Raw genomic sequence first — 22,994 nt, forward strand, 5'->3', positions numbered from 1 at the left:
CTTGTTCTTTAGGTCGTTGGCCGCTCGACGCGGCATCGTGCTTTCCTTACGCGATCACTTGTTACATATGATAGCCGATTTGGAAAAGGACTGGAACGAGTGCAGATGGACGATGGTCTGAATGAAGTTGGCGACTCCAGCCTTGCTGACGAAACCTACCGTTCCCTGCTGGCCGATATTCTATCAGCCAGGCTCGCGGGGGGATCGGTCGTCCAGCAACGTCGCCTGGCGACCAAACATGCTGTTTCGCGTTCTCCTATGCGTCACGCGCTGGGACGTCTCGAAGGGGAAGGACTTCTTGTCAGAAACGAAAAAGGCGTTCTCTCGGTCAGGGTCATCAGTCTCAAGGACTACCTTGACAGCCTCACCATGAGGATGCTGCTCGAACCAACTGCGGCCGCGCTCGCCAGTCCCCACGTTTCGCGACTTGAACTGGACGCTTTGACAAGGATGCTTGACGAGATCGAGGACGACCCCGAACCTGACCCTGAGGCAGTCTGGGCGTTTGACGATGCGCTTCACAACTATATCGCAAGCGAGAGCCGCAACCCCTTTATGGCAACCACGATCGCGGAGATGCGGCGCTACACAACGATCTTCGAGCGACAGCTGCCTGTCGTACGCGCGAAGCCGGGCGTGCGAGAACATCGAGCGATCCTGCTTGCCTTGGCCTCCAGCGATGCCGAGGCGGCTCGCCAAGCCATGACCGATCATCTCGAAGTCGTACGTCAGGGCGTCCTAGCAAACTACTGAATCGATGAATTGAGAATGCACTTGCATCAACGGTGAACTTTTGTATAAAAGTGGGATCCCACTTGAATGCAAGGTTGGGATCCAACGATAAAGAACCGAACTCCAGAGGCTCTCCATGCTCCGTTCACACTTCTCTCGCAGCATTCTTTCCGCGTCCTTCCTGTCGATCACAGCGTCTTTTGCCTTCGCTCAATCCTGCGAACCAAAAGTGGCGGCAGGCGAGTTGATCAAGCCCGGCACGCTCGTCATGTCGACCAATCCAACGCTTCCGCCGCTCCAATTCATCGACTCCACGGGTGATCTGAAGGGCATGCGCATCGACCTCGGCAAAGAGATCGCCAAGCGCCTTTGCCTTGAGCCCGAATATGTCCGCATCGAATTCTCCGCGATGGTTCCGGGCCTGCAGGCTCGCCGCTGGGACATGATCAATACGGGCATTTTCTTCACCGAAGAACGCGCCAAGATCATGCAGATGATCCCCTATGAAGATCAGGCCATCAGCATCTCCGTGGCACCAGATTCGAAGAAAAACGTCGCCGCAAAAGATGATCTGGCCGGCATGACGATCGGTGTCGAAATTGGTGGTTTCGAGGAAACAAAGACACGCCTTCTCGACAAGGAACTGCGTGACGCTGGCAAAGAAGGCTTGACCATCCAGACGTTCGATAATTTCGCCCTGGCCTACCAGGCTCTGCGGGCGGGCCAGGTGCAGGGTGTCGTGTCGATCGACGCCGTCGCCAAGGAGTACGATTCTCGCGGGGACTTCAAACGGGCAATCAGTGGCCTCTACCCCGCTCCGGTTTCTGTCGCATTCAAAAGCCCGGCTTTGGCTGATGCCGTGTCTGCGACTTTGAAAGACATGAAGGCGGATGGATCTCTGAAGGCGCTCTTTGACAAATACGGTCTGCCGATGGTCGCGGGTGACTATTCGGTCAAAGGCCCCGGTCGCTGAACTGATTTCAAAGATCGTTTAGAGATGAGGCGGGACGCGACCACGTCGCGCCAAACCTCTCGCAGAAAGTCGTCTTCATGTCGCTTTGGAACTGGTCTGGTTTTTTCGGGTATCTGTTCAACCCCTTTATACTTGGCGGGGTGTTCACGACCGTTTGGCTCACCATCGTCTCGTTGGTTGCGGGGCTTATTCTGGGCTTTGCTCTTGCATTGATGCGGCGATCGTCGCGGCGGGTGCCATACTACATTGCCAAGGCGTATATCTGGCTTTTTCGCGGCACGCCGCTTCTCGTACAGTTGATTGCGATCTATACGGCGCTTCCGCTGTTCGGCATCAAGTTCACCGTCATAGAAGCGGCGTTGCTCGGATTGGCTCTCAACGAGGCAGCTTATCTCGCGGAGATCATTCGCGCCGGTATCGAAGCCGTGCCGGAAGGCCAGACCAGGGCAGCGCGCGCGCTCGGCATGACGGAGCGTCAGATCATGCGCTACATCGTGATGCCGCAAGCCTTCAAAGTGATTGTTCCGCCTCTCGGCAATTCGGTGAACGGTCTCTTGAAAACGACTTCTGTCACCTCCGTCATCTCGGTCGAAGAACTCCTTCGCCGGACTCAGGTTCTCATCCAGGAGCGGTTCATGGTGCTCGAACTGTTTGCTGTCGCGGCGATTTATTACCTCCTCCTCACAACACTCTGGGACTTCTTCCAGAGCCACATCGAAAAGCGTCTCGGTCAAGCCGGATCTCGGCTTTCCATTAACGAGAAGCGCTAGAACCAGGATTTTCAAATGCAGAAGACGTTCCGCGGTGTCTACACCGTGATGATTACGCCCTTGGATCCCAGCGGCGCGGTAGATCTGAAGGGGCTGGCTGCCTTTACCGACTGGCAGGTCAAGGAAGGTATCCATGGCCTGATCCCTCTTGGATCGACGGGTGAGTTTCTATCGCTCAGCGAGGATGAGCGCGATAGTGTGGCGAGGATCGTCATAGAAACTGTCGCGGGACGAGTGCCTGTTCTGATCGGCACGGGAGCGGAAGATACGCGGGAGTCCATTCGCCTTAGCGTCAAGGCCGAGGCAATGGGAGCTGACGGTGTCATGATTATTCCGCCGTTCTATTCCACCCCAACGGATGACGAACTCGTTCATCACTACAAGAGCATTGCGTCTGCCGTGGCCATCCCGATTATGGTCTACAACAATCCCGCGACCGCAAACGTCGACCTGACGCCGGAGTTGGTCAAGCGCATCGCCGAAATCGACGGCTGCGACTATATCAAGGAGTCCACCCTCGAAGTGACACGCGTGCGCGATATCATCCGGCTGGCTGGCGACGATATGACTGTGTTTGGCGGTATTCTCGGGTTTGAGTCTTTCGTTATGGGTGCGCAGGGCTGGGTGGCAGTGGCTTCAAATGTTGCGCCAGGACCGATGGCGCGGATCTTCGAACTTGTTGCAAATGAGAAAAAGTTCGATGAGGCAAGAGAGCTTTACCTCAAATGGTTGCCCGTCATTCAGGCGGTCGGCGGCCAGGCCTATGTCGCAGGAACGAAGTCACTGCTGACCCACATGGGATTTGGCGCAGGCCTGCCGCGGCCGCCGCGCCTACCGTTGCCGCCCGCGCAGGACGCCGCCATGAAGACGCTGGTGGCCGATTTCGGTCTGACGTTCGGCGCCTGAGGAATTCCATGATGCCCGTCGCTTCCATAAACCAGAGCTTGAGACCCGACGATGCGCGGGTCAGGCTCTCGGTCGACGGTCTGCAGATATTTGCCGAAAAGGGCATGTCTGTTGCCGCTGCCATCGAGGCGACGGGGCGGCATGAATTTTCCCGAGGCATCAAAGGCGAAGGCCGTGGCCTCTTCTGCGGAATGGGTGTCTGTCACGATTGCCTCGTGACGATCGACGGGAAAGTCAGCCAGCGGGCCTGCATGACCATCGTCGGCGAGGACATGCAGGTCCTGCGTCCTGCTGCGCGGCCCGACCTTGCCACTGGTCAGATTGCCGATCTCTGCAGTGTGCCGCATTCCTTAGCGACAAGGACGATGGACGTTCTCATTGTCGGAGCGGGGCCTGCGGGACTGGCCGCAGCTAAGGTCCTTGCTGCGGCCGGCGCCAAGGTGACTGTCATTGATGAACGGCCGTCTGCCGGCGGGCAGTATTTCAAGCAACCCTCGACACGCAGCGCCGCCGAGCGATTGAGTGGCGACGAGCAGGCTTTATCCGGCGCAGCACTTATAGGGGAAGTGCGCGACCATGGCGTGACATTTCTAACCGCTACAGTGGTGTGGGGTGCCGCACGTGACGACGACGGTTCGCCTATTATCGCCTGCTATGGGTCCGGCCATGCGTTTTACTGCAAGCCGAAAATACTCATCATCGCGACGGGGGCCTACGAACGCCCAACGCCAGTGAGGGGTTGGACACTTCCTGGTGCGATGACAACAGGGGCCGCCCAGACGTTGCTGAGGAGCTATGGAACCGTTCCCGGCCGAAGGATCATCATCGCCGGAAACGGTCCTTTGAATATGCAGGTCGCAAACGAACTTCGAAAGGCGGGAGCCTCCATAGTCGCTTTGCTGGAAGCAGCACCGCCACCGTGGTCTCGGCCTGTCGCAGCCCTCGGCCTTCTGACAACGGATCCCGCTCTCGCCCGTCACGGATTGCGCCAGATATCAACGCTCAGGTCCGCGGGCGTCAAGATAGGCTGGAATAGCGTGCTTGCCTCGATCAACGGTTCTCAGTGTGTGGAGAGCGTCACCTTCGCCGGACCAAGCGGTGAGACCAATCTCGAAGCTGACACGGTCCTTATCGGCGGCAATTTCGCATCCTCCAATGAGCTGTCCCGGCTGCTCGGCTGCGGCCATGAGGTCGTCGGCGGCGATCTGCGGGCAGTGCGAGATCTCGACGGTCAGACAACGCTTGCAAACGTGCATGTTGTCGGTGAAGCGGCGCATTTCGGCGGCGCGCATGTTGCGATGGCAGAAGGGCAGATCGCCGCCGCGGCGATTGCGCGAAAACTGGGCCTCCTTGTCCAAACTGACGAAAGCGTGGTGAAAAGGCTTGCCCGCCATCGACGGTTTCAAGAAGCCCTTTGGCAGGTCTTTGCGCCGAAGGACGATGCAGGGACAAAGACGGCAATTCTGCCAGACGATGCATTGATCTGCCGTTGCGAAGGGGTGACTTACGGTGTCTTGAGGACGCTCAGCGCAAATAGTGCGCAGGACATTTCGACATTAAAGCGCCTGTCGCGTGCGGGCATGGGGCGATGTCAGAGCCGCTACTGCGGCAAAGCGATCGCTGACGTCACGAAAGAACGGCACCTCACTGGCGAAACAGGCGGTTTTCTGGCTCCGCAAATGCCACTTCGACCTATTCCGCTGGCGGCGCTTGCGATCGAAAAGCCGGAATGGGGCGGCCACAAGCGCGCACTTTTGCCGGAAAAACCCCCAGTGGCGAATTCTCAAGCTTTGCCGGTGACGGAAACGTCCACGCTGGTAATCGGCGCAGGCATTGCGGGCCTTTCGACGGCGCTCTTCCTTGCCAGGGAAGGCGAGGACGTTGTGGTGGTGGAGCGCGCTTTTGCGAACTCGCTGGCATCTGGAGGTAATGCAGGAAGCCTTCATGCCCAGTTGCTTTCCTTCGACCACGGTGCCCGTGCCGAAGGTGGCGGCGGAGCGGCCGCTCAAACACTTCCCCTCCAGCGTGATTCAATCGCTCTTTGGGCCGCGCTGCAAAGCGAGCTCGGACAGGATTTCGAGATGAAGGTTACAGGCGGCCTCATGGTGGCCGAAACCAATGACCACATGCGTTTTCTGGCGGAAAAGGTCAGGGTGGAGTGCGCGGCCGGGATCGATTGCCGCTTGATCGGGCAAGAGGAACTGCGCTGCCTGGAGCCTGCTCTGTCTTCTCATTTCGTCGGCGCTGCCTACTGCTCCCAGGAGGGCAAGATCAATCCTCTCGTCGCTACGCAATATATATTGGAGGCGGCACGGCGAGACGGCGCGCAAGTCTTCGAAAATTGCGAGGTCACCGGAATAAGAACCTCGGACGACGGGTTCGAGGTCAAGACATCGAGGGGCATCTTGCGGACAAGACGCATCGTCAATGCAGCCGGAGCCTTCGCTTCAAGGATCGGCGCGATGCTCGGTGTCGACGTGCCGGTCTTTGGTGCTCCGCTGCAGATGGTGGTTACCGAGGCCGCAGCACCTTTGATCTCGTGTCTCGTCGCCCATGCCGACCGCCATTTGACCCTGAAGCAGGCGGCAAACGGGAACTTCATCATCGGCGGTGGCTGGACCGCAGGCCTCGATCCCGTCCATCAACATCCACGCCCGCTGCTGTCGAGCCTTGAGGGGAACCTTTGGGTTGCCCAGCACGTCGTTCCTGCTCTGCGCAAACTTCACGTCATCCGAAGCTGGGCGGCGATGAACATCAACATCGACGGTGCGCCGATCCTCGGCGAACATCCGTCAATGCCGGGGTTCTTCAACGCCGTCACTTCAAACGGCTATACGCTCGGCCCGATCGTCGGCCAGTTAACATCTCGGCTCGTTCTCGGTCGCGAGACCGATAGAGCCTTGCAACCCTTTTCCATCGCGCGTTTCCAGAAAGGCCGGGCATGATTGAGATCACTGGCGTTACCAAATATTATGGACAGTTCGCTGTCCTTAAGAACTGCTCGGTGAACGTCGAACGCGGTGAGGTCGTGGTTGTCTGCGGTCCCTCGGGGTCGGGCAAATCGACATTGATCAAATGCGTCAATGGGCTCGAGCAGTTTCAGGAAGGTTCGATCCGGGTGCATGGTATCGAAGTCGGCGACCCGAAGACCGACCTGCCGAACCTTCGCACGCGGGTAGGTATGGTCTTCCAGAACTTCGAGTTGTTTCCTCATCTGACGATCATCGACAATATCATGCTGGCGCAGAAGATTGTCATTGGCCGCAGCGAAACGGCAGCTCACACCAAGGCCATGGCGCTTCTTGATCGCGTCGGGCTGACGGACCACGCGAAAAAATATCCAAGTCAACTCTCCGGCGGGCAGCAGCAGCGCGTGGCGATCGCGCGGGCGCTCGCGATGGATCCGCTCGCCATGCTCTTCGACGAGCCGACCTCCGCGCTTGATCCAGAGATGATTTCCGAAGTGCTCGACGTCATGACCGGACTGGCAAAGGACGGCATGACGATGATGGTCGTCACCCATGAGATGGGATTTGCCCGCCGGGTGGCGACACGCGTGATTTTCATCGATCAGGGCGAGATCGTCGAGGATCGTCCGAGCGAGGAGTTTTTCGCGGGAAAACACAACCCACGAACCGAAGCCTTCCTTGGCAAAATCCTGCAACACTGAAGGTCAGGCTTGTGAGCAACTACGATCTCATCATTCAGAACGGCACGGTGGCGACTGCTGCGGATGTTTTCCAGGCGGATATCGGCATTAAAGACGGCAAGATTGTCCAGATCGGGCAAAGCCTGTCGGGTGCTGCGCACACGATCGACGCCTCGGGCAAATATGTCCTTCCAGGCGGCATCGACAGCCATGTCCATATCTCCCAGCCTTCGGGCGACGGGATCGAGATGGCGGACGACTTCGAGAGCGGAACGCTGTCGGCGGTGTTCGGCGGCAATACGACCGTCATGCCGTTCTGCCTTCAGGAAAAGGGCAAGTCGCTGCGAGAGGTGCTAACGGCCTATCATGCGCTCGCAGAGGGCCAGTGTTATACCGACGTCAGTTTTCATCTGATCATATCCGACCCGAGCGACGCCGTGCTGGGGCAGGAGCTGCCAGCGCTTGTGGCCGACGGCTATCCGTCGCTGAAGGTTTTCATGACCTATGAGAGCCTGCGCCTTGATGACGCACAGATCCTGAAGACGCTCGATGTCGCGCGACGGACGGGCGCCACCGTCATGGTCCATTGTGAAAACGAGGACGCAATCAGGTTCCTGATCGAAAAACACGAGCTGGCGGGCGACGTTGCCCCACGCGCTCATGCCTCCACCCGTCCGGTCGCCGTCGAACGCGAAGCTACGCACCGCGCCCTGACGCTGGCCGAAATCGTGGACGTTCCCGTTGTCATTGTGCATGTCTCGAACGGCGAGGCCATGGAAGAGATCGCTCGCGCAAGGATGAGAGGCGTCAAAGTCGTCGGGGAAACCTGCCCGCAATATCTGACGCTCACCGCCAAGGACCTCGACGGCATGGATTGGGAGGGCGCCAAACTTGTCTGCTCTCCGCCGCCGCGCGATGAAGATGCTCAGAAGGAATGCTGGCGCGGGATCGAGACCGGGGCATTCGAACTCTTTTCATCCGATCATTGTCCATTCCGTTACGACGACCAGCACGGGAAGCTTAATCCCAAAGGTCGCATGAATTTCAGGCACATCCCCAATGGCATTCCAGGCGTCGAAACCCGCCTTCCCATCCTATTTTCGCAAGGGTTCATGGCCGGGCGCATCGATCTGCCGCGCTTTGTCGCCCTGACATCAACGAACCATGCAAAGACCTATGGCCTCTATCCACAAAAGGGAACGATTGCCGTAGGGGCGGATGCAGACATCGCGATCTGGGATCCAACCATCGAGCGGACCATCCGTCATGCGGAACTGCATGATGGCGCAGACTATTCGCCCTACGAGGGGATCGAGATCACCGGCTGGCCGATAACGACAATTGTCGCCGGAAAGCCTGTCGTCGAAAACGGCGTCCTAGTGGGTACTAAGGGCCACGGGCAATATCGGAAAGCCGCGGCGAGACAAATCAACAAACGGTCAAATCTAACAAGAGCGACATCATGAAACTGAAAATTACAGCAGGGCCATTCATCTTCGACGCTGTCCTGGAAACTGCCAGAGCGCCCAAAACCTGTGACGCATTCATCAAGCAGATGCCGTTCGATGGTAAAATCGTGCACGTTCGCTGGTCTGGCGAGGGCGTTTGGATTCCGCTTGGCGACCATGATTTCGGCGTCGGTTATGAGAACCATACGAGCCATCCGGCCCCCGGTCATATCATCCTTTACCCAGGAGGCATTAGCGAAACGGAAATCCTGCTTGCCTATGGAGGTGTCGATTTTTCATCGAAAATGGGCCAACTGGCTGGCAATCATTTCATCACAATCACATCCAATCTCGACCAACTCGCCGAAATAGGGCGCCTCACGCTGTGGGAAGGCGCGCAATCCATTCGATTTGAGGCCGTATCCTAGAGCATGATGCCGAAAAGTGTGGGCGGTTTTCGGATGACATCATGCTCTAACTATCTAATTTAGAACAGGATTCAGATTTTAGGCCGACGCGGCCTAAAATCATCCTGTTCTAGGCGCAATAGCGCGAGACGACAGGGTTGACGCCGGCGTGCCAGCACCGCCTAACGTAGCGGTTGGCACGTTTCCTGCATTCTAGTCTTCGAGATTTCCAAATGGTGGACGAGGCCCGAAATGTCTTTTGATTTTGACTTCGAACTTGCGAAAAGAGCGGCGCAAGAACTGCCTCCGCCGCAGAAGCAGCCAAAACCGCGTAAGATGTCTCTTCTACAGAGACTCATGGCTTCGCCGCCAAGTCCTCCTCGTCCGTCTCTCAGTATTCCGCGCCCATATAGAGGTGGTGATGCGCGATGACGCTGTGATACCCCTGTTGAGCAGATAAGGCGGTGCTGTGCACACGGTTCTATTCCCGTCAAGGCGGTGTCCTTTCCACAGATGTGGTGCGTGCAACACTTGACGAGCTGTGTCGCCGGGATGTTCCAGCGCGGACGTCCAACGACGAGATCACTCTCTACAAGGCAGTCGGAACGGCGTTGGCTGATCTTGCCGCCGCGACGATGGTCTATGAAGCCGCCTTGATCGCAGACTGACGCCTTCTGGCCCGGGCGATCGCGCATGATCGGAACGCGGCTGTTGCCCGGTTCCAGCAGCCAGGGACCCGCGCCAGAAGCAAGAACTATTCGTGCTTCCCTCCCCCGACGGCGTTCCCTACACTCTGGCCTGTCCTCCCCGAGTCCTGGAAATGAGGTTTTCATGAGCACGCTTACCCGCTTCTCCGTTCAGCCGCTCTCGACCATGACCCGCCGTCTTGCGGATGTCGCCTCAGCTCGTCGCGAACCCGACCTGGTCATCCAGGGCGCGCGCGTCCTGTCTACCTATTCGGAGCGCTTTCTCGACGGACGCGAAATCTGGATTTCGGGGGGCCGCATTGCAGCCGTCAAGCCGGCCGGCAGCTACAGAGGCGGGAGCGCCAAGCTCTACGACGCCAGAGGCGGCATCATCGCCCCCGGCCTGGTCGATCCGCATATCCATATCGAATCCTCGATGGTCACGGCCTGCGCCTATGCGGAAGCGGCACTCCTCAACGGCACGACGACGATCTTCTGCGACAGCCACGAGATCGGCAACGTCATGGACGTCGCCGGCGTCGAGGCCATGCTCGAGGATGCGCGGCAGGCGCCGCTGTCGATCTTCCTGACCGTGCCGAGCACCGTGCCGGCGACGACGCCGGACCTGGAAACAGCCGGCGGCGACCTGACGCCGGACAAGATCGCCGCCCTGTTCGACAAATGGCCGGAAGCCGTGGCTCTCGGTGAGAAGATGGATTTCGTCCCCGTTGCGATGGGCGACGAGCGCAGCCATGCGATCCTGGCTGCAGCACTCGAGCGCGGCAGGCCGGTGTCGGGCCATGTCTACGGACGAGAGTTCGTTGCCGCCTATGCCGCATCCGGCGTTACCGACACGCATGAAGCCATCGACCGCGATATTGCCGACGACCTGCTGGAAGCCGGCGTGTGGATCTTCCTGCGCGGCGGCCCGCCGACGACTCCCTGGCATTCGCTGCCGCAGGCGATCAAGACGATCACCGAGCTCGGCGCCTCCCACAAGCGCGTCGCCGTCTGCACCGACGACCGTGATGCGGAAGATCTGCTCGCCTTCGGCCTGGACTGGGTAACGCGCGAAGCCGTGAAATACGGCATGAGGCCGGAAGAGGCCTGGGCGATGGGTTCGCTGCACGGCGCGACGCGGTTCGGCATGGAAGGCGAAATCGGCGGTCTGGGCGGCGGGCGCCGGGCCGATCTGGTGCTTCTCAGCGACGACCTTACGCCGGTCAGCACCTGGTATGGTGGCGAACTCGTCGTCGACGGCAAGAAGATCACGCCGATCCTCGACGAAGCTCTGTCGAAACCGTACCGCTATCCGGATGCCGCCTACCACACGGTCAAGCTGCCCAAAAATCTCAAGCTGACACCGGACCTGCCGACGGAGACGGTCGTCGCTCATACGATCAAGACGGAGCTGCCCGGCATTACCCTCGGCCACGTCACCGTCACGCTGGAGCCGGCCAATGACTGGCAGGCGCATTTCGACAGGCACGACCTCTGCTTCGTGACGGTGGTGGAGCGCCACGGCAAGTCAGCCGGCAATGTCGCCCACGGACTGCTCAACGGCTTCGGGCTCAGACAAGGCGCGGTCGCATCCTCGGTCGGCCACGACAGCCACAACATCATCGTCGCCGGCACCAATGCCGCCGACATGCAGGTGGCGCTGGACGCGATCGAAGAAAGGCAGGGTGGCGTCTGTGTCGTCATGGACGGCAAGGTGACGGCCATGGTGCCGCTGCCGATCGCCGGGCTCTTGTCCGACCAGCGCGTGCACCAGGTCGCGGACGAAGTAAAGGCCTTGAAGCTCGAATGGGAAAAGGCAGGCTGCACCATCGCCTATATGGGCTTCAACCTCATCCCGTTGTCGGTCATCCCGGAAATCCGGATAACCGACAAGGGCCTGGTGCTGGTGCCGGACATGGTGATCTCGCCGCTCTTCGAAAAGGCTTGACCGGCAAAAACCAGCCGGCGAGTGCTTGCTGGAATGCCAACATAGAATAGCCCGCGTGATCGAAACCTGAATGTCGGCCCGACCTAGGGAGCGAAACGCCACACCGTCGTCCTCTTGATTTCGCTGTCCTCTAGCGCCCGCGTCACCGGCACCTCGTAAACCGCGCAAAATTCCAGCCGATCCCGCGGCAGGTAACTGCGTCCGGGATCGCCGACCAGCACCGCCTTGCCCTCGGCCGCCAGCATCGCGAACCAGGGAACGAGCGCATCGGCGAAAGCGCGGTCGTAGAAGACGTCGCCGGCAAGCACGATATCCGCATCGACGGCCTGGCCGATCAGATCGGCGCCGGTAAATCCGAGCAAAACGCGATTGGCCTCGGCATTCATCCGGACTGCGGCTTGCGCCCAGGGATCGATATCGCAGGCGGTGACCTTGCGGGCACCGGCCATCACAGCCGCAATGCCGACAAGGCCGGAACCGCTGGCGAAATCGAGCACGCGCTTGCTGCGCACCGTTTCCGGTTGGTCGAGGATGTAGCGCGCCAGTCCCTGACCGCCCGCCCAGGCAAAAGCCCAGAAGGGTGGCGGCAGACCGATCGCCTCCAGCTCCTCCTCCGTCTTCAGCCAGAGTTCATGCGCCTCGCTCGCCAGATAGAGCGAAATCTCCGGCACATGCGGCGGCGGCATCAGGCTGGTATTGGCGCGGATGAAGGCTTCGGGATCGGTCTTCAATGCGGCGGATTGTCCAGCCCGCCCATGCGGCAGACTTCGAGATATTCTTCTTCCGTCACCGGCTGCACCGACAGCCGCATCGAGGTGACGAGCGCCATCTTGGCAAGCTTCTCGCTCGCCTTGACATCCTTCAGCGTCACCGGCTTCGGCATGTCCATGACGGCGCGGATATCGACGCAATCCCACTTCGGATCGCCCTTGGCGGAAGAATCGGGATGGGAGAGGGCGCAGACTTCGACGATGCCGACAATCTCCAGCCCGTCATTGGAATGATAGAAGAAGCCTTTGTCGCCGATCTGCATCGCTCGCATATTGTTGCGCGCCAGATAGTTGCGGACGCCGGTCCATTCCGTGCCCTTTTCGCCGGCAGCCTTCTGCTGCTCCCAGGACCAGGAGGCGGGTTCGGATTTATAGAGCCAGTGCGCCATGCTCACGCCTCCGGTTTGTTGAAGACCCAGTTGTAGGCCTGGACCTCGACGCTTTCGAACAGTCCGGCCTTGGCGTAAGGGTCGGCATCGGCAAGCGCCCGCGCCGCCTCTTTCGATTCCGCCTCGACGATGATCAGGCTGCCGCAGGGCTTGCCGTCATCGTCGAGAAACGGGCCGGCGATCTTCAGCGTGCCCTCGGCATTCAGCTTGTTCAGATGCTCGACATGCGTCGGACGCGTATCCATGCGCACGTTCAGATGTCCCGGTTTGTCCTTGCAGAGAAGGGCGAAAAGCATGTCTGTCTCCTATTCGGTGGTGATCGGACGCGTCATCAGCTGCTCGATCGCCTCTGATATATCGAGCCTGCCGTCGATGATGGCGGAAACGGCATCGGTGATCGGCATGCTGACCTTCAATTCCGCCGCAAGCCGCGAGGCGACGGAGGCGGCAAACGCGCCTTCCACCAGCGCACCATGCAGGGGATCGGTTTTGTCGCCGCGCCCGAGTGCGATGCCGAAGCGCAGGTTGCGCGATTGATGGCTGGTCGCCGTCAGCACCAGATCGCCGAGGCCGGAAAGCCCGCGCACCGTATCCGCCTGCCCGCCCTTGGCGACGACGAAACGCGACATTTCCGCAAGCCCGCGCGCAATCAGCGCCGCACGCGCGGAATCGCCGATGCCGCGGCCTTCGACGATGCCGCAGGCGATCGCCAGCACGTTCTTGAGCGCGCCGCCGAGCTGCACGCCGATCCGGTCGCTGGAGGCATAGAGCCGGAAGGTCCGGCCTGATATCGCCTGCGCCAGCCGCTCCGCCGTCTCCATGTCGGCTGCCGCAATCGCCATCGCCGTCGGCAGGCCCTTGGCGATATCGGCGGCAAAACCCGGGCCTGAGAGCACGGCGACGGAATGGTCCGGCAGTTCCCGTTCCAGCATGTCGGTCAGAAGATTGCCCGTCGCCCGCTCGATGCCCTTGGCGCAGGTGACGACGACGGCATCTTTGGCAAGATAGGGGCCATATTGCCGCGCCGCATCGGCCTGCGCCTGCGATGGCATCGCAAAAAGCACAATGGAGGCGCCGGTGATTGCATCCGCCTCGGCGGAAAATTCCAGCGTGTCAGGCAGAGAAATGCCGGGCAGCACCGCATCATGCAGCCGCTCGCTCTTCAGATCTTCCATCAGCGCCGGATTGCGCCCGACAAGCGTCACCGCACTGCGCCCGGCAAGGGCGATGACGGCGGCAAGCGCCGTGCCGAAAGCCCCCGATCCAACGACGGCGATGGTCTCGCTCATGCCTTGGCTCCTCTTTTTCCGAAACCGACCAGCCTTTCCGCGTTGGAATCGAGCGGCCAGCGCGACCGCGGCTGTACGTCGAGCGCATCCGGCGCGGCACCCGCTGCCATCCGCTCCAGTCCCGCCCAGGCGATCATCACGGCATTGTCGGTGCAGAGGTGCAGCGGCGGTGCAATAAAACGGAAGCCATTCTTGTCGCACAGCGCCTGCAGCGTGCCGCGCAGTTCGAGATTGGCGGCGACGCCGCCGGCAACGACGAGCGCCGGCTTTTCGCTTGCAGCAGGGAATTCCGTCTTGAACCGCTGCAGGCCGCGGCCGATGCGATCCTTCAGCGTCCGCGAAATCGCCTTCTGGAACGAGGCGCAGATATCCGCCACGTCCTGATCGCTGAGCGGCGCGATATCCTGTGCCGCCTGCCGCACGGCCGTCTTCAAACCGGAGAAGGAGAAATCGAGCCTTGCCTCACCGACCAGCGGCCGCGGAAAATTGAAACGATCGGGATTGCCGTCCCGCGCCATGCGCTCCACCGCCGGTCCGCCGGGATAGGACAGGCCGAGCAGCTTTGCCGTCTTGTCGAAGGCTTCGCCGAGCGCATCGTCGATCGTCGTGCCCCAGCGCTCGTATTGCCCGACGCCGCGCACCAGGATGAGCTGGGTATGGCCGCCGGAGACGAGCAGCATCAGATAGGGAAAGGTGAGCCCGTCCGTCAGCCGCGCCGTCAGCGCATGGCCTTCGAGATGGTTGACCGCATAGAGCGGCTTGCCGGCGGCTCTGGCGATCGCCTTGCCGGTCATCAGCCCCACAAGCAGCCCGCCGATCAGCCCCGGCCCCGAGGTGGCGGCAATGGCGTCGACATCGCCCAGCGACACATTGGCGCGCTTCAGCGCCTCTTCGATCAGCTCGTCCAGCGCCTCGACATGGGCGCGCGCGGCGATCTCCGGCACCACGCCGCCATAGGCGCTGTGCTCGTCGAGCTGCGACAGCACCACGTCCGACAGCACGTTGGAATGCCCCTCCGCATCGCGCTCGACGACGGCGGCGGCGGTCTCGTCGCAGCTTGTTTCGATGCCAAGGATGCGTAGAAAGGGAACCATGAAGCCTGTTCGTTGATTGCGATGGGATGGAAACCCGTTTACGAGAACTCCGGTAACAACGGAATTGAGCGGATGCAAACAAAACCTTTCCGGATCGGCACGCGGGGTAGCCCGCTGGCGCTTGCCCAAGCGCATGAGGCCCGCGACAGGCTGATGGCGGCGCATCATCTGCCCGAAGAAATGTTCGAGATCGTCGTGCTGACGACCAAGGGCGACCGCATCACCGACCGGTCGCTTTCCGAGATTGGCGGCAAGGGCCTCTTCACCGAAGAGCTCGAACAGAAGCTTGCCGCTGGCGAGCTGGATTTCGCCGTGCACTCCGCCAAGGACATGCCGACGCACCTGCCCGAGGGCCTTCATCTTTCCGCCTATCTGCCGCGCGAGGATATCCGCGACGCCGTCATCGGTCGCACCGCGCGCAAACTGATCGACCTGCCGCATGGCGCCACCGTTGGTTCCTCGTCGCTGCGCCGCCAGGCGCTGATCCGCCGCATGCGGCCTGATATCAACGTCATCACCTTCCGCGGCTTGGTGGAAACGCGCCTGCGCAAGCTCGAGGAGGGCCAGGTGGACGCGACCCTGCTGGCGCTGGCCGGCCTGAAGCGTCTCGGCAAGGTCGATGTGGTGACCGATATCCTCGATCCCGACACCTTCCCGCCGGCGCCGGCGCAGGGGGCGATCTGCATCGAAAGCCGCATCGGCGATGCCAGGGTCGACGATCTGCTGGCACCGGTCAACGATATCACGACTTTCGACACTGTCTCCTGCGAACGCGCCTTCCTCGCCGCACTCGACGGCTCCTGCCGCACGCCGATCGGCGGTTATGCCGTCTGCGAAGGCGACCTGATCCGCTTCTCCGGCCTCATCATCACCCCCGACGGCCGCAGCCAGCATGCCGTGACGACCGACGGCCACCGCCGCGACGCGGCAGCACTCGGCACCCGCGCCGGCCAGGACGTGCGCGCAAGGGCAGGCAGCGCCTTTTTCGACGATTGGCACTGAGGCGGCTGATGCGCGTGCTCGTCACCCGCCCCGCCCATTCGGCGACGAGAACCGCACAACGTTTGCGCGATATGGGCCACGAGCCCTTGCTGCTGCCGCTGCGTCAGCCGCTGCACGACAGCGCCGCCGCCGCAGCGGCCCTGGCGACCACCAGCGGCGCAATCGCGGTGACCAGCGCCGAAGCGATCAGGGTCGTTTCCGCCCTCGGTGAGCAGCTTCGTGCGCATCTTACCCGCCCGTTTTTCGCGGTCGGAGAGACGACGGCGGGAGAGGCGCGCAGCCTTGGCTTCCGATATGTCGCCGCATCCGCGGGCAACGGCCGCGATCTTGCCGATCTCATCGCGGCGCAGGGAGCCGACGGGTTGCTCTATCTTGCCGGCACCCCGCGTGCCGAAACTTTCGAAGGAAGATTGCGCGAACTTGGCATCCAATTTTCCGTCGCCGAATGTTATCGCATGCAATCGGCCGTCCCCGATTCTGCCGAGGTCGACGCGATCTTCGCTGACGGTGGCCCGGACGTCATCCTCTTCTATTCCCGCCAGACGGCTGAGGATTTCTTTCGTCTGCCGGAGCCGCGGTCCGCCCTACCGAAGCGCAGCACAATTCGCCTCCTTTGCCTGAGCGAGGCGGTGGCGGGGGCCGTTCCGGCAGTACTCCGAAAAAACGTGACGATTGCGCCAATGCCGGATGAGAGAAGCCTTTTGTCGCTGCTTTGAAGGCTCTAACTGCCCAAATTTGATCTAACCTCTTCCCTTAACTGGGATCACTGTCTAGTTTCGTTGCAATGCAGGATAAAGAGGACCTCATGGTATCGGGAAACCCGCCACGCCATTCGAAGAGCGCCGACGAGCCGGTCACGATCGACCTCGATGCACAGGAATTCGCCTCCGCAGCCGATACCGAAAAGCCGGTAGAGAGCCCAGCCGGTGATGCCGACACTACCGCCGCCACGGACGACGGCCTGACGCCCGAAACCGAAGCTGCCTCGCATGCCGAATATGAAGAAAAGCCTGCGGCGGAGGCGCTTGAGGAGGAACCGGTAGCTTCGGAACCGTCCTACACCCCTCCTCCCGAACAGCCCGCGCCGAAGAGCGCCGGCACCTCCGGTCTCATTGCCGCCGGCATCTTCGGCGGCCTCGTGGCGCTGCTCGGCGCCGGCGCCATCCAGTATGCCGGTTACCTCCCGAGCTCGTCTGCGCCACAGGCGACCTCGCCGGAGACCGCCGAGCTTTCCGGCGAGATCGACGGCCTGAAACAGGCCGTCGCCAACCTTGCCGCCAACCCGGCGAGCACGGATGACGGCGCGCTCGAGAAGCGCGTCGCTGCGCTGGAATCGGCGGCGAAGGCTCCCGCAGCCGGTGCACCGGCCGATTCGGCAAATGTCGAGGCGCTCAACCAGAAGATTGCGGAACTGACCGGCCAGGTCGATCAGCTGCGCGCCACACTTGCCCAGTCTTCCGAACAGCAGACGACGAACGGCGCCGATATATCCAAGCGCCTCGAAGAGGCCGAAAAGAAGCTGAACGAGCCGCGCGAGGACGTCGCCGTCGCCCGGGCGATCGCGGCCGCCGCCCTTAAGGCGGCGATCGATCGCGGCGGTCCGTTTGTGGCCGAACTCGACACTTTCGCCGGCGTCGCGCCCGACGATCCTGCTGTCGCCGACCTCCGCGCCTTTGCCGAGACCGGCATTCCCTCACGCGCCGAACTGGTGGCAGCGGTTCCCGATGTCGCCACCGCGATCGTCGAAGCCGTCAACCAGCCGGATCCGAACCAGAGCTGGTCGGACCGGCTGATGTCGAGCGCCAAGTCGCTGGTGAGCGTTCGCCCCGTCGGCAATATAGAGGGTGAAAGCGTCGAAGCCATTGCTGCCCGCATGGAGGACAAAGTGAAGAGCGGTGACCTGCCCGGCGCTTCCGCCGAATGGAACAATCTGCCCGCCCTCGGCAAGCAGGCGTCGACCGCCTTCAAGCAATCACTCGAAGCGCGCATCCGCGTCGAGGAACTGGTCGGGGGCGCGCTGTCGAAAGCCGTTTCCGGCACCGGCAAGGAAGGATAAGGCCATGCTGATCCGCCTTGTCGCCTTCGCCCTCTTCGTGCTGCTTCTCGCCTATGGCTTCTCCTGGCTTGCCGATCGCCCCGGCGATCTCTCGCTGATCTGGGAGGGCCAGATCTACCAGACGAAGCTGATCGTTGCCGCCAGCGCCATCATCGCTCTCATCGCCGCCGTGATGATCGCATGGTGGTTCGTCCGCCTGGTCTGGACTTCGCCGCATTCGGTGACGCGATATTTCCGCGCCCGCAAGCGCGACCGCGGTTATCAGGCGCTGTCCACCGGCCTGATCGCCGCCGGCGCCGGCAATGCCCTGCTTGCCCGCAAGATGGCCGCCCGCTCGCGCGGCCTCATCCGCGCCGATCAGGAACCGCTGATCAACCTGCTCGAAGCTCAGGCCGCCCTGATCGAGGGCCGCCATGACGAGGCGCGCGCCAAGTTCGAGGCCATGGCCAACGATCCCGAGACGCGCGAACTCGGCCTGCGCGGCCTTTATCTCGAAGCCCGCCGTCTCGGGGCCAACGAGGCGGCCCGCCAATATGCTGAAAAGGCGGCCGACAACGCGCCCTATCTGCCTTGGGCCGCCCAGGCGACGCTCGAATATCGCAGCCAGGCCGGCCGCTGGGACGATGCGATCCGCCTGCTCGAACAGCAGAAGGCTGCCCGCGTCGTCGAAAAGGCCGAAGCCAACCGTTTGCACGCCGTCCTGCTGACGGCGCGCGCCGGCGAGAAGCTGGAAAGCAACCCGGCCGGTGCCCGCGACGACGCCCAGCAGGCGCTGAAGCTCGCCGCCGATTTCATTCCGGCAGCTCTCGTCGCTGCAAAGGCGCTGTTCCGCGAAGGCGGCGTGCGCAAAGCCGCCTCGATCCTCGAACAGGCATGGAAATCGGCACCGCATCCGGAGATCGGCCAGGCCTATGTCAGGGCTCGCAGCGGCGATTCCACGCTCGACCGGCTGAAGCGTGCCGAACGGCTGGAAGGGCTGCGCCCGAACAATGTCGAATCCCTTCTCGTCGTCGCGCAGGCGGCACTCGACGCGCAGGAATTCGCCAAGGCGCGCGCCAAGGCGGAAGCGGCGGCACGCATGCAGCCGCGTGAAGCCGCCTTCCTGCTCTTGGCCGACATCGAAGAGGCCGAGACCGGCGACCAGGGCCGCGTGCGCCACTGGCTGGCCCAGGCGCTCAAGGCGCCGCGCGATCCGGCCTGGGTGGCGGATGGTTTCGTCTCCGACAAATGGCTGCCGATATCGCCGGTGACCGGCCGTCTCGACGCCTTCGAATGGAAGGCGCCTTTCGGCCAGATCGAAGGTTCGCTCGAAGACGGTTCGACGCCGGCCTCGATCGAAACAGCTCTGAAGACGCTGCCGCCGCTGCGTGACGTCAGGCCGGAAAGCCCCGTCAACGACCATCGCATCATCGAGCTGGAACGCGCTGCGACGATTGCCGAGGCTGTGCGCCCCACGCCGGCACCAGCGCCGGCAAAATCGAAACCCGTCGAACCGGCCGTGAGCGATAAAGCGCCGGCGCCGAATGAGGCAAAACCTTTCTTTGGCGGGTTGCCGGATGATCCCGGCGTTCGCGATCCCAGGGTGGAACCGGAACCCAAGACACGGCTCCGCCTTTTCTGAAATGGAACGAAAACCGCATGTTCGAACGCTTTCAGGCATTCTTCCAAAAGCTCACCGCCGACCACCCGAAGAAAGGATTTGCCCCTGATGATCCGCGCATCGCAGTGGCAGCGCTCTGCATGCAGGTCATGGAGGCCGACGGTCAGATCAAAGCCAGCGAGAAAAAGCGGCTGCGCAAGCTCCTGAAGGAGCAGTATGCCCTCGACGGCAAGCAGCTCGATGCTCTGATGGCCGCTGGTCTGGAGGCGGAAAGCACCGCCGTCGACTATTATCGCTTCACCGCCGACCTGAAACGCCATCTCAATACCGAGCAACGGCTGGAGCTGATCGGCATCCTCTGGGACATCGTCTATGCCGATGGCGAACGCAGCGAGATGGAAGACCATGTGATCTGGCGTATCGCCGATCTGCTCGGCGTCTCCTCGCGCGAGCGCATCCAGAAGCGGCAAGAGGCCGCCGCCAGGGTGACCGATGTCCAGGTTGCGCAAGATGATGCCGACTGAGCAGAGTCCGAACCGCGACGGGCGCCCGATCTTGATCGTCCTGCATCAGGAACGATCGAGCCCCGGCCGCGTCGGCCAATTGCTCGTCGAAAAGGGCTACCGTCTCGATATCCGTCGCCCGGTTCTCGGCGAGGCGCTTCCGACGACGCTCGAAGACCATGCCGGCGCCGTCGTCTTCGGCGGACCGATGAGCGCCAACGAACCCGATGACTTCGTCAAGAAGGAGATCGACTGGATCGACATTCCCCTGCGGGAGAAGCGCCCTTACCTCGGCATCTGCCTGGGGGCGCAGATGCTGGTGCGTCATCTCGGCGGCAAGGTGCAGCCGAATGCCGACGGCTCGACGGAGATCGGCTGGTATCCGCTGCACCCGACCGAGAAGGGCCGCCTGCTGATGCACTGGCCGAAGATGGTCTATCATTTCCATCGCGAGGGTTTCGAGCTGCCGCGCGGCGCCGAGCTACTGGCCGAAGGCGATGCCTATCCGAACCAGGCCTTCCGCTATGGCGGCAACGCCTGGGGCCTGCAGTACCATGCCGAACTCACCCGGGTGATGATGCATCGCTGGGTCGTGCATGGCGCCCATCGCTTCATCCTGCCGAACGCTCAGCAGGGCCGCGAACATCTCGAGGGACGCATGCTGTTCGACGCGCCGCTGAAAGCCTGGCTGACCGAGTTCCTCGACATCGTCTTCGAGGGAAAGACGGCGAAAGCCGCTTCCCCGATCACGCTTCCCGCATAAAGCGTCGTTCGGCAGGACCGCTCTGTCGCGGTTATGTGCTGGGCGCGTCGAGCGTATCGATCTGCCGCAATTTCGGGAAACGCGAAGCCCAGATCGCTGCCACGGCAAGCGTTCCGATCCCGCCGATAACAACCGCCGGCACCGCGCCGAAGATCGACGCCATGGTGCCTGCCCTGAATTCCCCGAGTTCGTTCGAAGCGCCGACGAAGACCATGTTGACCGCATTGACCCGGCCGCGCAGATGATCCGGCGTCCAGAGCGCAATCAGGCTCTCGCGCACATAGACCGACACCATGTCGGCCGCCCCCATCAGCGCCAGCGCCGCGATCGAGACCTCGGTGTTGGTCGAGATGCCGAAGATGATCGTTCCGACGCCGAACAGGGCGACGCCGATGAACATGTAGATGCCGGCGCGGTGTTTGAGCGGATAGGCGGCAAGGAAGATCGCCATGACGATGGCGCCAAGGCCGGGTGCGGCGCGCAGCAGTCCGAGCCCCCAGGGACCGAGTGTCAGGATATCGCGCGCGAAGATCGGCATCAGCGCCGTCGCGCCGCCGAGCAATACGGCGAAGAGATCGAGTGAGATCGCCCCGAGCACCACCCTTTCGGCGCGGATGAAGCTGAAGCCGCCGAGGATCATCGCCCAGCTCTTGGTCTCGCCCGTCGTCTTCTGCTCCGGCTTCGGGATCATGTAGAGAAGGGCCGCACCGAGCACGGAAAAAATGACCGCCACACTATAGGCGGTCGTCGCGCTGACGCCGTAGAGCAGGCCGCCGAGCACCGGCCCGGTGATCGCCGCGAGCTGCCAGGACGACGAATTCCAGGCGATCGCATTGGAAAGAGCGTGCTCCGGCACGAGATTGGGCGCCAGCGATTGCACCGCCGGCGACATGAAGGCGCGTTCGATGCCGAAGATCAAAAGGACGGCGAAAACAGGCAGGGGCGTGAAGGTGCCCATCACAGTCATGACCAGCAGCGCCAGCGTGCAGAGCGCGCTCACCAGCGAGCAGAGAGCCGCGATCGCCCGGCGATTGTACCGGTCGGCCACCGAACCGGTGACGAGCATGAGCAGCAGCGACGGCAGGAACTGCACGAGACCGATCAGGCCGAGATAGATCGCCTTGCCCGTCTGGTCGTACATCTGCCAGCCGACGGCAACGCTGACGATCTGCTGCGAGAAGGAAAGCAGGAAGCGCGCGAAGAAGAACCGCGTGTAGGACGAATGCCGAAACGCGGCAAAACGGTCTCCGGTGGGCGCAAACGACATGGATGTTTTCCGAGGAGACGGGCGCCGCAATAGCTGCAGAGCCGCCCGTTAAACATGATTCACCGCGCGTCTCCACACGGCACTTGCTCGTTTAGTCGCCAATGTCTACATGTCTGTCAACAACGAATTTGGAGATGACGATGTTTGCGCTGTTTCAAACCATTGATTTGGCTTTGAATATTTACACCTGGATCCTGATTGGCAGTGCCATTTTTTCCTGGCTCTATGCCTTTAACGTCATCAACTCCAGCAATCAGTTCGTCAATTCGGTCGGCACTTTTCTCTATAACGTCACCGAACCGGCGCTGAAGCCGATCCGCCGCTTTCTGCCGAACCTTGGCGGCATCGACATTTCGCCGATCATCCTGCTGCTGATCATCTTCTTCCTGCGCACCTTGCTGTGGACCACGCTGTACCCGCTGGTCGCTTGAGCCGTCCCTGGCGCCTTTTCGATGACCATCTGCGCCTCGCCGTCCGGCTGACGCCGAATGGCGGGCGTGACGCAATCGATGGCATCGAGGCCGACGGCGAGGGTGAAGCCCTCCTGAAGGCGCGCGTCACATCGGTCCCGGAAAAGGGCAAGGCAAACAAGGCCCTCATCCTGCTGATCGCGCAATCGCTGCGCATTCCCAAATCCAGCGTCAGCTTTGTCTCCGGCGAGACCGCACGCAAAAAAATCCTCCGGATCGACGGCGACCCGGAGGATTTGGCAAGAAAGCTCGAAGCGTTTCTTCGCTGAACG

At 61.7% G+C, this 22,994-nt stretch carries 23 protein-coding genes and 1 pseudogene; 18 read left to right on the forward strand and 6 right to left on the reverse strand.

The window, feature by feature from the left end; genetic code table 11:
• Window positions 1-99 precede the first annotated feature (99 nt).
• From EEQ99_RS25855 to EEQ99_RS25900, 10 genes and pseudogenes are all read left to right on the forward strand, one after another.
• Window positions 100-753 carry a GntR family transcriptional regulator gene (locus EEQ99_RS25855; RefSeq protein ID WP_174824501.1) on the forward strand — a complete coding sequence of 218 codons (654 nt, stop codon included), beginning with the start codon at window positions 100-102 and terminating at the stop codon, window positions 751-753.
• Window positions 754-868: 115 nt separating this feature from the next.
• Entirely contained in the window at window positions 869-1,705 is an 837-nt protein-coding gene (locus EEQ99_RS25860) for an ABC transporter substrate-binding protein (RefSeq protein WP_127431288.1), read from the forward strand.
• A 77-nt stretch (window positions 1,706-1,782) separates the two neighbouring features.
• Complete coding sequence (locus EEQ99_RS25865; RefSeq protein ID WP_127431289.1) at window positions 1,783-2,475, forward strand: amino acid ABC transporter permease; 693 nt, start codon at window positions 1,783-1,785, stop codon at window positions 2,473-2,475.
• Between the two features lie 15 nt (window positions 2,476-2,490).
• The gene (gene dapA / locus EEQ99_RS25870; protein ID WP_063473794.1) at window positions 2,491-3,381 is read left to right on the forward strand and encodes a 4-hydroxy-tetrahydrodipicolinate synthase; all 891 of its coding nucleotides are present in this window, start codon (window positions 2,491-2,493) and stop codon (window positions 3,379-3,381) included.
• The gene (locus EEQ99_RS25875; protein ID WP_127431335.1) at window positions 3,378-6,326 is read left to right on the forward strand and encodes an FAD-dependent oxidoreductase; all 2,949 of its coding nucleotides are present in this window, start codon (window positions 3,378-3,380) and stop codon (window positions 6,324-6,326) included. The genes dapA and EEQ99_RS25875 overlap by 4 nt, the downstream gene beginning before the upstream one ends.
• A complete protein-coding gene (locus EEQ99_RS25880) occupies window positions 6,323-7,051 on the forward strand; it encodes an amino acid ABC transporter ATP-binding protein (protein WP_063473796.1) in 729 nt (242 codons plus the stop codon). Before EEQ99_RS25875 ends, EEQ99_RS25880 begins: the two co-directional genes overlap by 4 nt.
• 11 nt (window positions 7,052-7,062) lie before the next feature.
• On the forward strand, window positions 7,063-8,496 hold the full coding sequence (hydA, locus tag EEQ99_RS25885; protein WP_063473797.1) for a dihydropyrimidinase: 1,434 nt from the start codon (window positions 7,063-7,065) through the stop codon (window positions 8,494-8,496).
• On the forward strand, window positions 8,493-8,906 hold the full coding sequence (locus EEQ99_RS25890) for a DUF3830 family protein (RefSeq protein WP_063473798.1): 414 nt from the start codon (window positions 8,493-8,495) through the stop codon (window positions 8,904-8,906). The genes hydA and EEQ99_RS25890 overlap by 4 nt, the downstream gene beginning before the upstream one ends.
• A 476-nt stretch (window positions 8,907-9,382) precedes the next feature.
• A pseudogene (locus EEQ99_RS25895) lies at window positions 9,383-9,553 on the forward strand (bifunctional Delta(1)-pyrroline-2-carboxylate/Delta(1)-piperideine-2-carboxylate reductase); the annotation flags it as partial.
• A gap of 163 nt (window positions 9,554-9,716) precedes the next feature.
• Window positions 9,717-11,519, forward strand: coding sequence for an adenine deaminase (locus EEQ99_RS25900; protein ID WP_127431290.1), 1,803 nt, complete (start codon window positions 9,717-9,719; stop codon window positions 11,517-11,519).
• Window positions 11,520-11,602: 83 nt separating this feature from the next.
• Here EEQ99_RS25900 and EEQ99_RS25905 read toward each other — a convergent pair whose 3' ends face one another.
• The 5 genes from EEQ99_RS25905 to tsaD are packed head-to-tail and all read right to left on the reverse strand — an operon-like array spanning window position 11,603 to window position 15,061.
• Window positions 11,603-12,250, reverse strand: a complete 648-nt coding sequence (locus EEQ99_RS25905) for a class I SAM-dependent methyltransferase (RefSeq protein ID WP_127431291.1) — start codon at window positions 12,248-12,250, stop codon at window positions 11,603-11,605.
• Window positions 12,247-12,678 carry an EVE domain-containing protein gene (locus EEQ99_RS25910; RefSeq protein WP_127431292.1) on the reverse strand — a complete coding sequence of 144 codons (432 nt, stop codon included), beginning with the start codon at window positions 12,676-12,678 and terminating at the stop codon, window positions 12,247-12,249. The genes EEQ99_RS25905 and EEQ99_RS25910 overlap by 4 nt, the downstream gene beginning before the upstream one ends.
• A 2-nt stretch (window positions 12,679-12,680) precedes the next feature.
• Window positions 12,681-12,974: a YciI-like protein gene (locus tag EEQ99_RS25915; protein WP_127431293.1), complete on the reverse strand. Its 294-nt coding sequence runs from the start codon at window positions 12,972-12,974 to the stop codon at window positions 12,681-12,683.
• 9 nt (window positions 12,975-12,983) lie between these two features.
• Window positions 12,984-13,967, reverse strand: a complete 984-nt coding sequence (locus tag EEQ99_RS25920; protein ID WP_127431294.1) for an NAD(P)H-dependent glycerol-3-phosphate dehydrogenase — start codon at window positions 13,965-13,967, stop codon at window positions 12,984-12,986.
• Complete coding sequence (gene tsaD, locus EEQ99_RS25925; RefSeq protein ID WP_127431295.1) at window positions 13,964-15,061, reverse strand: tRNA (adenosine(37)-N6)-threonylcarbamoyltransferase complex transferase subunit TsaD; 1,098 nt, start codon at window positions 15,059-15,061, stop codon at window positions 13,964-13,966. Before tsaD ends, EEQ99_RS25920 begins: the two co-directional genes overlap by 4 nt.
• A gap of 72 nt (window positions 15,062-15,133) precedes the next feature.
• Between tsaD and hemC the strand changes: the two genes are divergently transcribed.
• The 6 genes from hemC to EEQ99_RS25955 all read left to right on the forward strand — a co-directional run bounded on the left by hemC (window position 15,134) and on the right by EEQ99_RS25955 (window position 20,985).
• The gene (gene hemC / locus EEQ99_RS25930) at window positions 15,134-16,063 is read left to right on the forward strand and encodes a hydroxymethylbilane synthase (protein ID WP_127431296.1); all 930 of its coding nucleotides are present in this window, start codon (window positions 15,134-15,136) and stop codon (window positions 16,061-16,063) included.
• Between the two features lie 8 nt (window positions 16,064-16,071).
• The gene (locus EEQ99_RS25935) at window positions 16,072-16,779 is read left to right on the forward strand and encodes a uroporphyrinogen-III synthase (protein WP_127431297.1); all 708 of its coding nucleotides are present in this window, start codon (window positions 16,072-16,074) and stop codon (window positions 16,777-16,779) included.
• 68 nt (window positions 16,780-16,847) lie between these two features.
• Complete coding sequence (locus EEQ99_RS25940) at window positions 16,848-18,119, forward strand: COG4223 family protein (RefSeq protein ID WP_174824502.1); 1,272 nt, start codon at window positions 16,848-16,850, stop codon at window positions 18,117-18,119.
• A gap of 4 nt (window positions 18,120-18,123) precedes the next feature.
• Window positions 18,124-19,740, forward strand: a complete 1,617-nt coding sequence (locus tag EEQ99_RS25945) for a heme biosynthesis protein HemY (RefSeq protein ID WP_127431298.1) — start codon at window positions 18,124-18,126, stop codon at window positions 19,738-19,740.
• A gap of 17 nt (window positions 19,741-19,757) precedes the next feature.
• A complete protein-coding gene (locus EEQ99_RS25950) occupies window positions 19,758-20,243 on the forward strand; it encodes a tellurite resistance TerB family protein (RefSeq protein WP_028757788.1) in 486 nt (161 codons plus the stop codon).
• Window positions 20,212-20,985, forward strand: coding sequence for a glutamine amidotransferase (locus EEQ99_RS25955; RefSeq protein WP_127431299.1), 774 nt, complete (start codon window positions 20,212-20,214; stop codon window positions 20,983-20,985). Before EEQ99_RS25950 ends, EEQ99_RS25955 begins: the two co-directional genes overlap by 32 nt.
• A 31-nt stretch (window positions 20,986-21,016) precedes the next feature.
• Here EEQ99_RS25955 and EEQ99_RS25960 read toward each other — a convergent pair whose 3' ends face one another.
• On the reverse strand, window positions 21,017-22,252 hold the full coding sequence (locus EEQ99_RS25960; protein ID WP_127431300.1) for an MFS transporter: 1,236 nt from the start codon (window positions 22,250-22,252) through the stop codon (window positions 21,017-21,019).
• A 140-nt stretch (window positions 22,253-22,392) separates the two neighbouring features.
• Between EEQ99_RS25960 and EEQ99_RS25965 the strand changes: the two genes are divergently transcribed.
• Window positions 22,393-22,683 carry a YggT family protein gene (locus EEQ99_RS25965; protein ID WP_028757791.1) on the forward strand — a complete coding sequence of 97 codons (291 nt, stop codon included), beginning with the start codon at window positions 22,393-22,395 and terminating at the stop codon, window positions 22,681-22,683.
• A complete protein-coding gene (locus EEQ99_RS25970) occupies window positions 22,680-22,991 on the forward strand; it encodes a DUF167 domain-containing protein (RefSeq protein ID WP_028757792.1) in 312 nt (103 codons plus the stop codon). The genes EEQ99_RS25965 and EEQ99_RS25970 overlap by 4 nt, the downstream gene beginning before the upstream one ends.
• Window positions 22,992-22,994 lie beyond the last annotated feature (3 nt).

Origin of the sequence: Rhizobium anhuiense, assembly GCF_003985145.1 — a bacterium.
Lineage (GTDB): Bacteria > Pseudomonadota > Alphaproteobacteria > Rhizobiales > Rhizobiaceae > Rhizobium > Rhizobium anhuiense.

Bases quoted from the DNA above. Each gene is read 5' to 3' on its own strand.
- EEQ99_RS25860 (WP_127431288.1), top strand. From the start codon at position 869: ATGCTCCGTTCACACTTCTCTCGCAGCATTCTTTCCGCGTCCTTCCTG.
- EEQ99_RS25865 (WP_127431289.1), top strand. From the start codon at position 1,783: ATGTCGCTTTGGAACTGGTCTGGTTTTTTCGGGTATCTGTTCAACCCC.
- dapA (WP_063473794.1), top strand. From the start codon at position 2,491: ATGCAGAAGACGTTCCGCGGTGTCTACACCGTGATGATTACGCCCTTG.
- EEQ99_RS25880 (WP_063473796.1), top strand. From the start codon at position 6,323: ATGATTGAGATCACTGGCGTTACCAAATATTATGGACAGTTCGCTGTC.
- EEQ99_RS25890 (WP_063473798.1), top strand. From the start codon at position 8,493: ATGAAACTGAAAATTACAGCAGGGCCATTCATCTTCGACGCTGTCCTG.
- EEQ99_RS25900 (WP_127431290.1), top strand. From the start codon at position 9,717: ATGAGCACGCTTACCCGCTTCTCCGTTCAGCCGCTCTCGACCATGACC.
- EEQ99_RS25910 (WP_127431292.1), bottom strand. From the start codon at position 12,678: ATGGCGCACTGGCTCTATAAATCCGAACCCGCCTCCTGGTCCTGGGAG.
- EEQ99_RS25915 (WP_127431293.1), bottom strand. From the start codon at position 12,974: ATGCTTTTCGCCCTTCTCTGCAAGGACAAACCGGGACATCTGAACGTG.
- EEQ99_RS25920 (WP_127431294.1), bottom strand. From the start codon at position 13,967: ATGAGCGAGACCATCGCCGTCGTTGGATCGGGGGCTTTCGGCACGGCG.
- tsaD (WP_127431295.1), bottom strand. From the start codon at position 15,061: ATGGTTCCCTTTCTACGCATCCTTGGCATCGAAACAAGCTGCGACGAG.
- hemC (WP_127431296.1), top strand. From the start codon at position 15,134: ATGCAAACAAAACCTTTCCGGATCGGCACGCGGGGTAGCCCGCTGGCG.
- EEQ99_RS25935 (WP_127431297.1), top strand. From the start codon at position 16,072: ATGCGCGTGCTCGTCACCCGCCCCGCCCATTCGGCGACGAGAACCGCA.
- EEQ99_RS25940 (WP_174824502.1), top strand. From the start codon at position 16,848: ATGCAGGATAAAGAGGACCTCATGGTATCGGGAAACCCGCCACGCCAT.
- EEQ99_RS25945 (WP_127431298.1), top strand. From the start codon at position 18,124: ATGCTGATCCGCCTTGTCGCCTTCGCCCTCTTCGTGCTGCTTCTCGCC.
- EEQ99_RS25950 (WP_028757788.1), top strand. From the start codon at position 19,758: ATGTTCGAACGCTTTCAGGCATTCTTCCAAAAGCTCACCGCCGACCAC.
- EEQ99_RS25955 (WP_127431299.1), top strand. From the start codon at position 20,212: ATGTCCAGGTTGCGCAAGATGATGCCGACTGAGCAGAGTCCGAACCGC.
- EEQ99_RS25960 (WP_127431300.1), bottom strand. From the start codon at position 22,252: ATGTCGTTTGCGCCCACCGGAGACCGTTTTGCCGCGTTTCGGCATTCG.
- EEQ99_RS25965 (WP_028757791.1), top strand. From the start codon at position 22,393: ATGTTTGCGCTGTTTCAAACCATTGATTTGGCTTTGAATATTTACACC.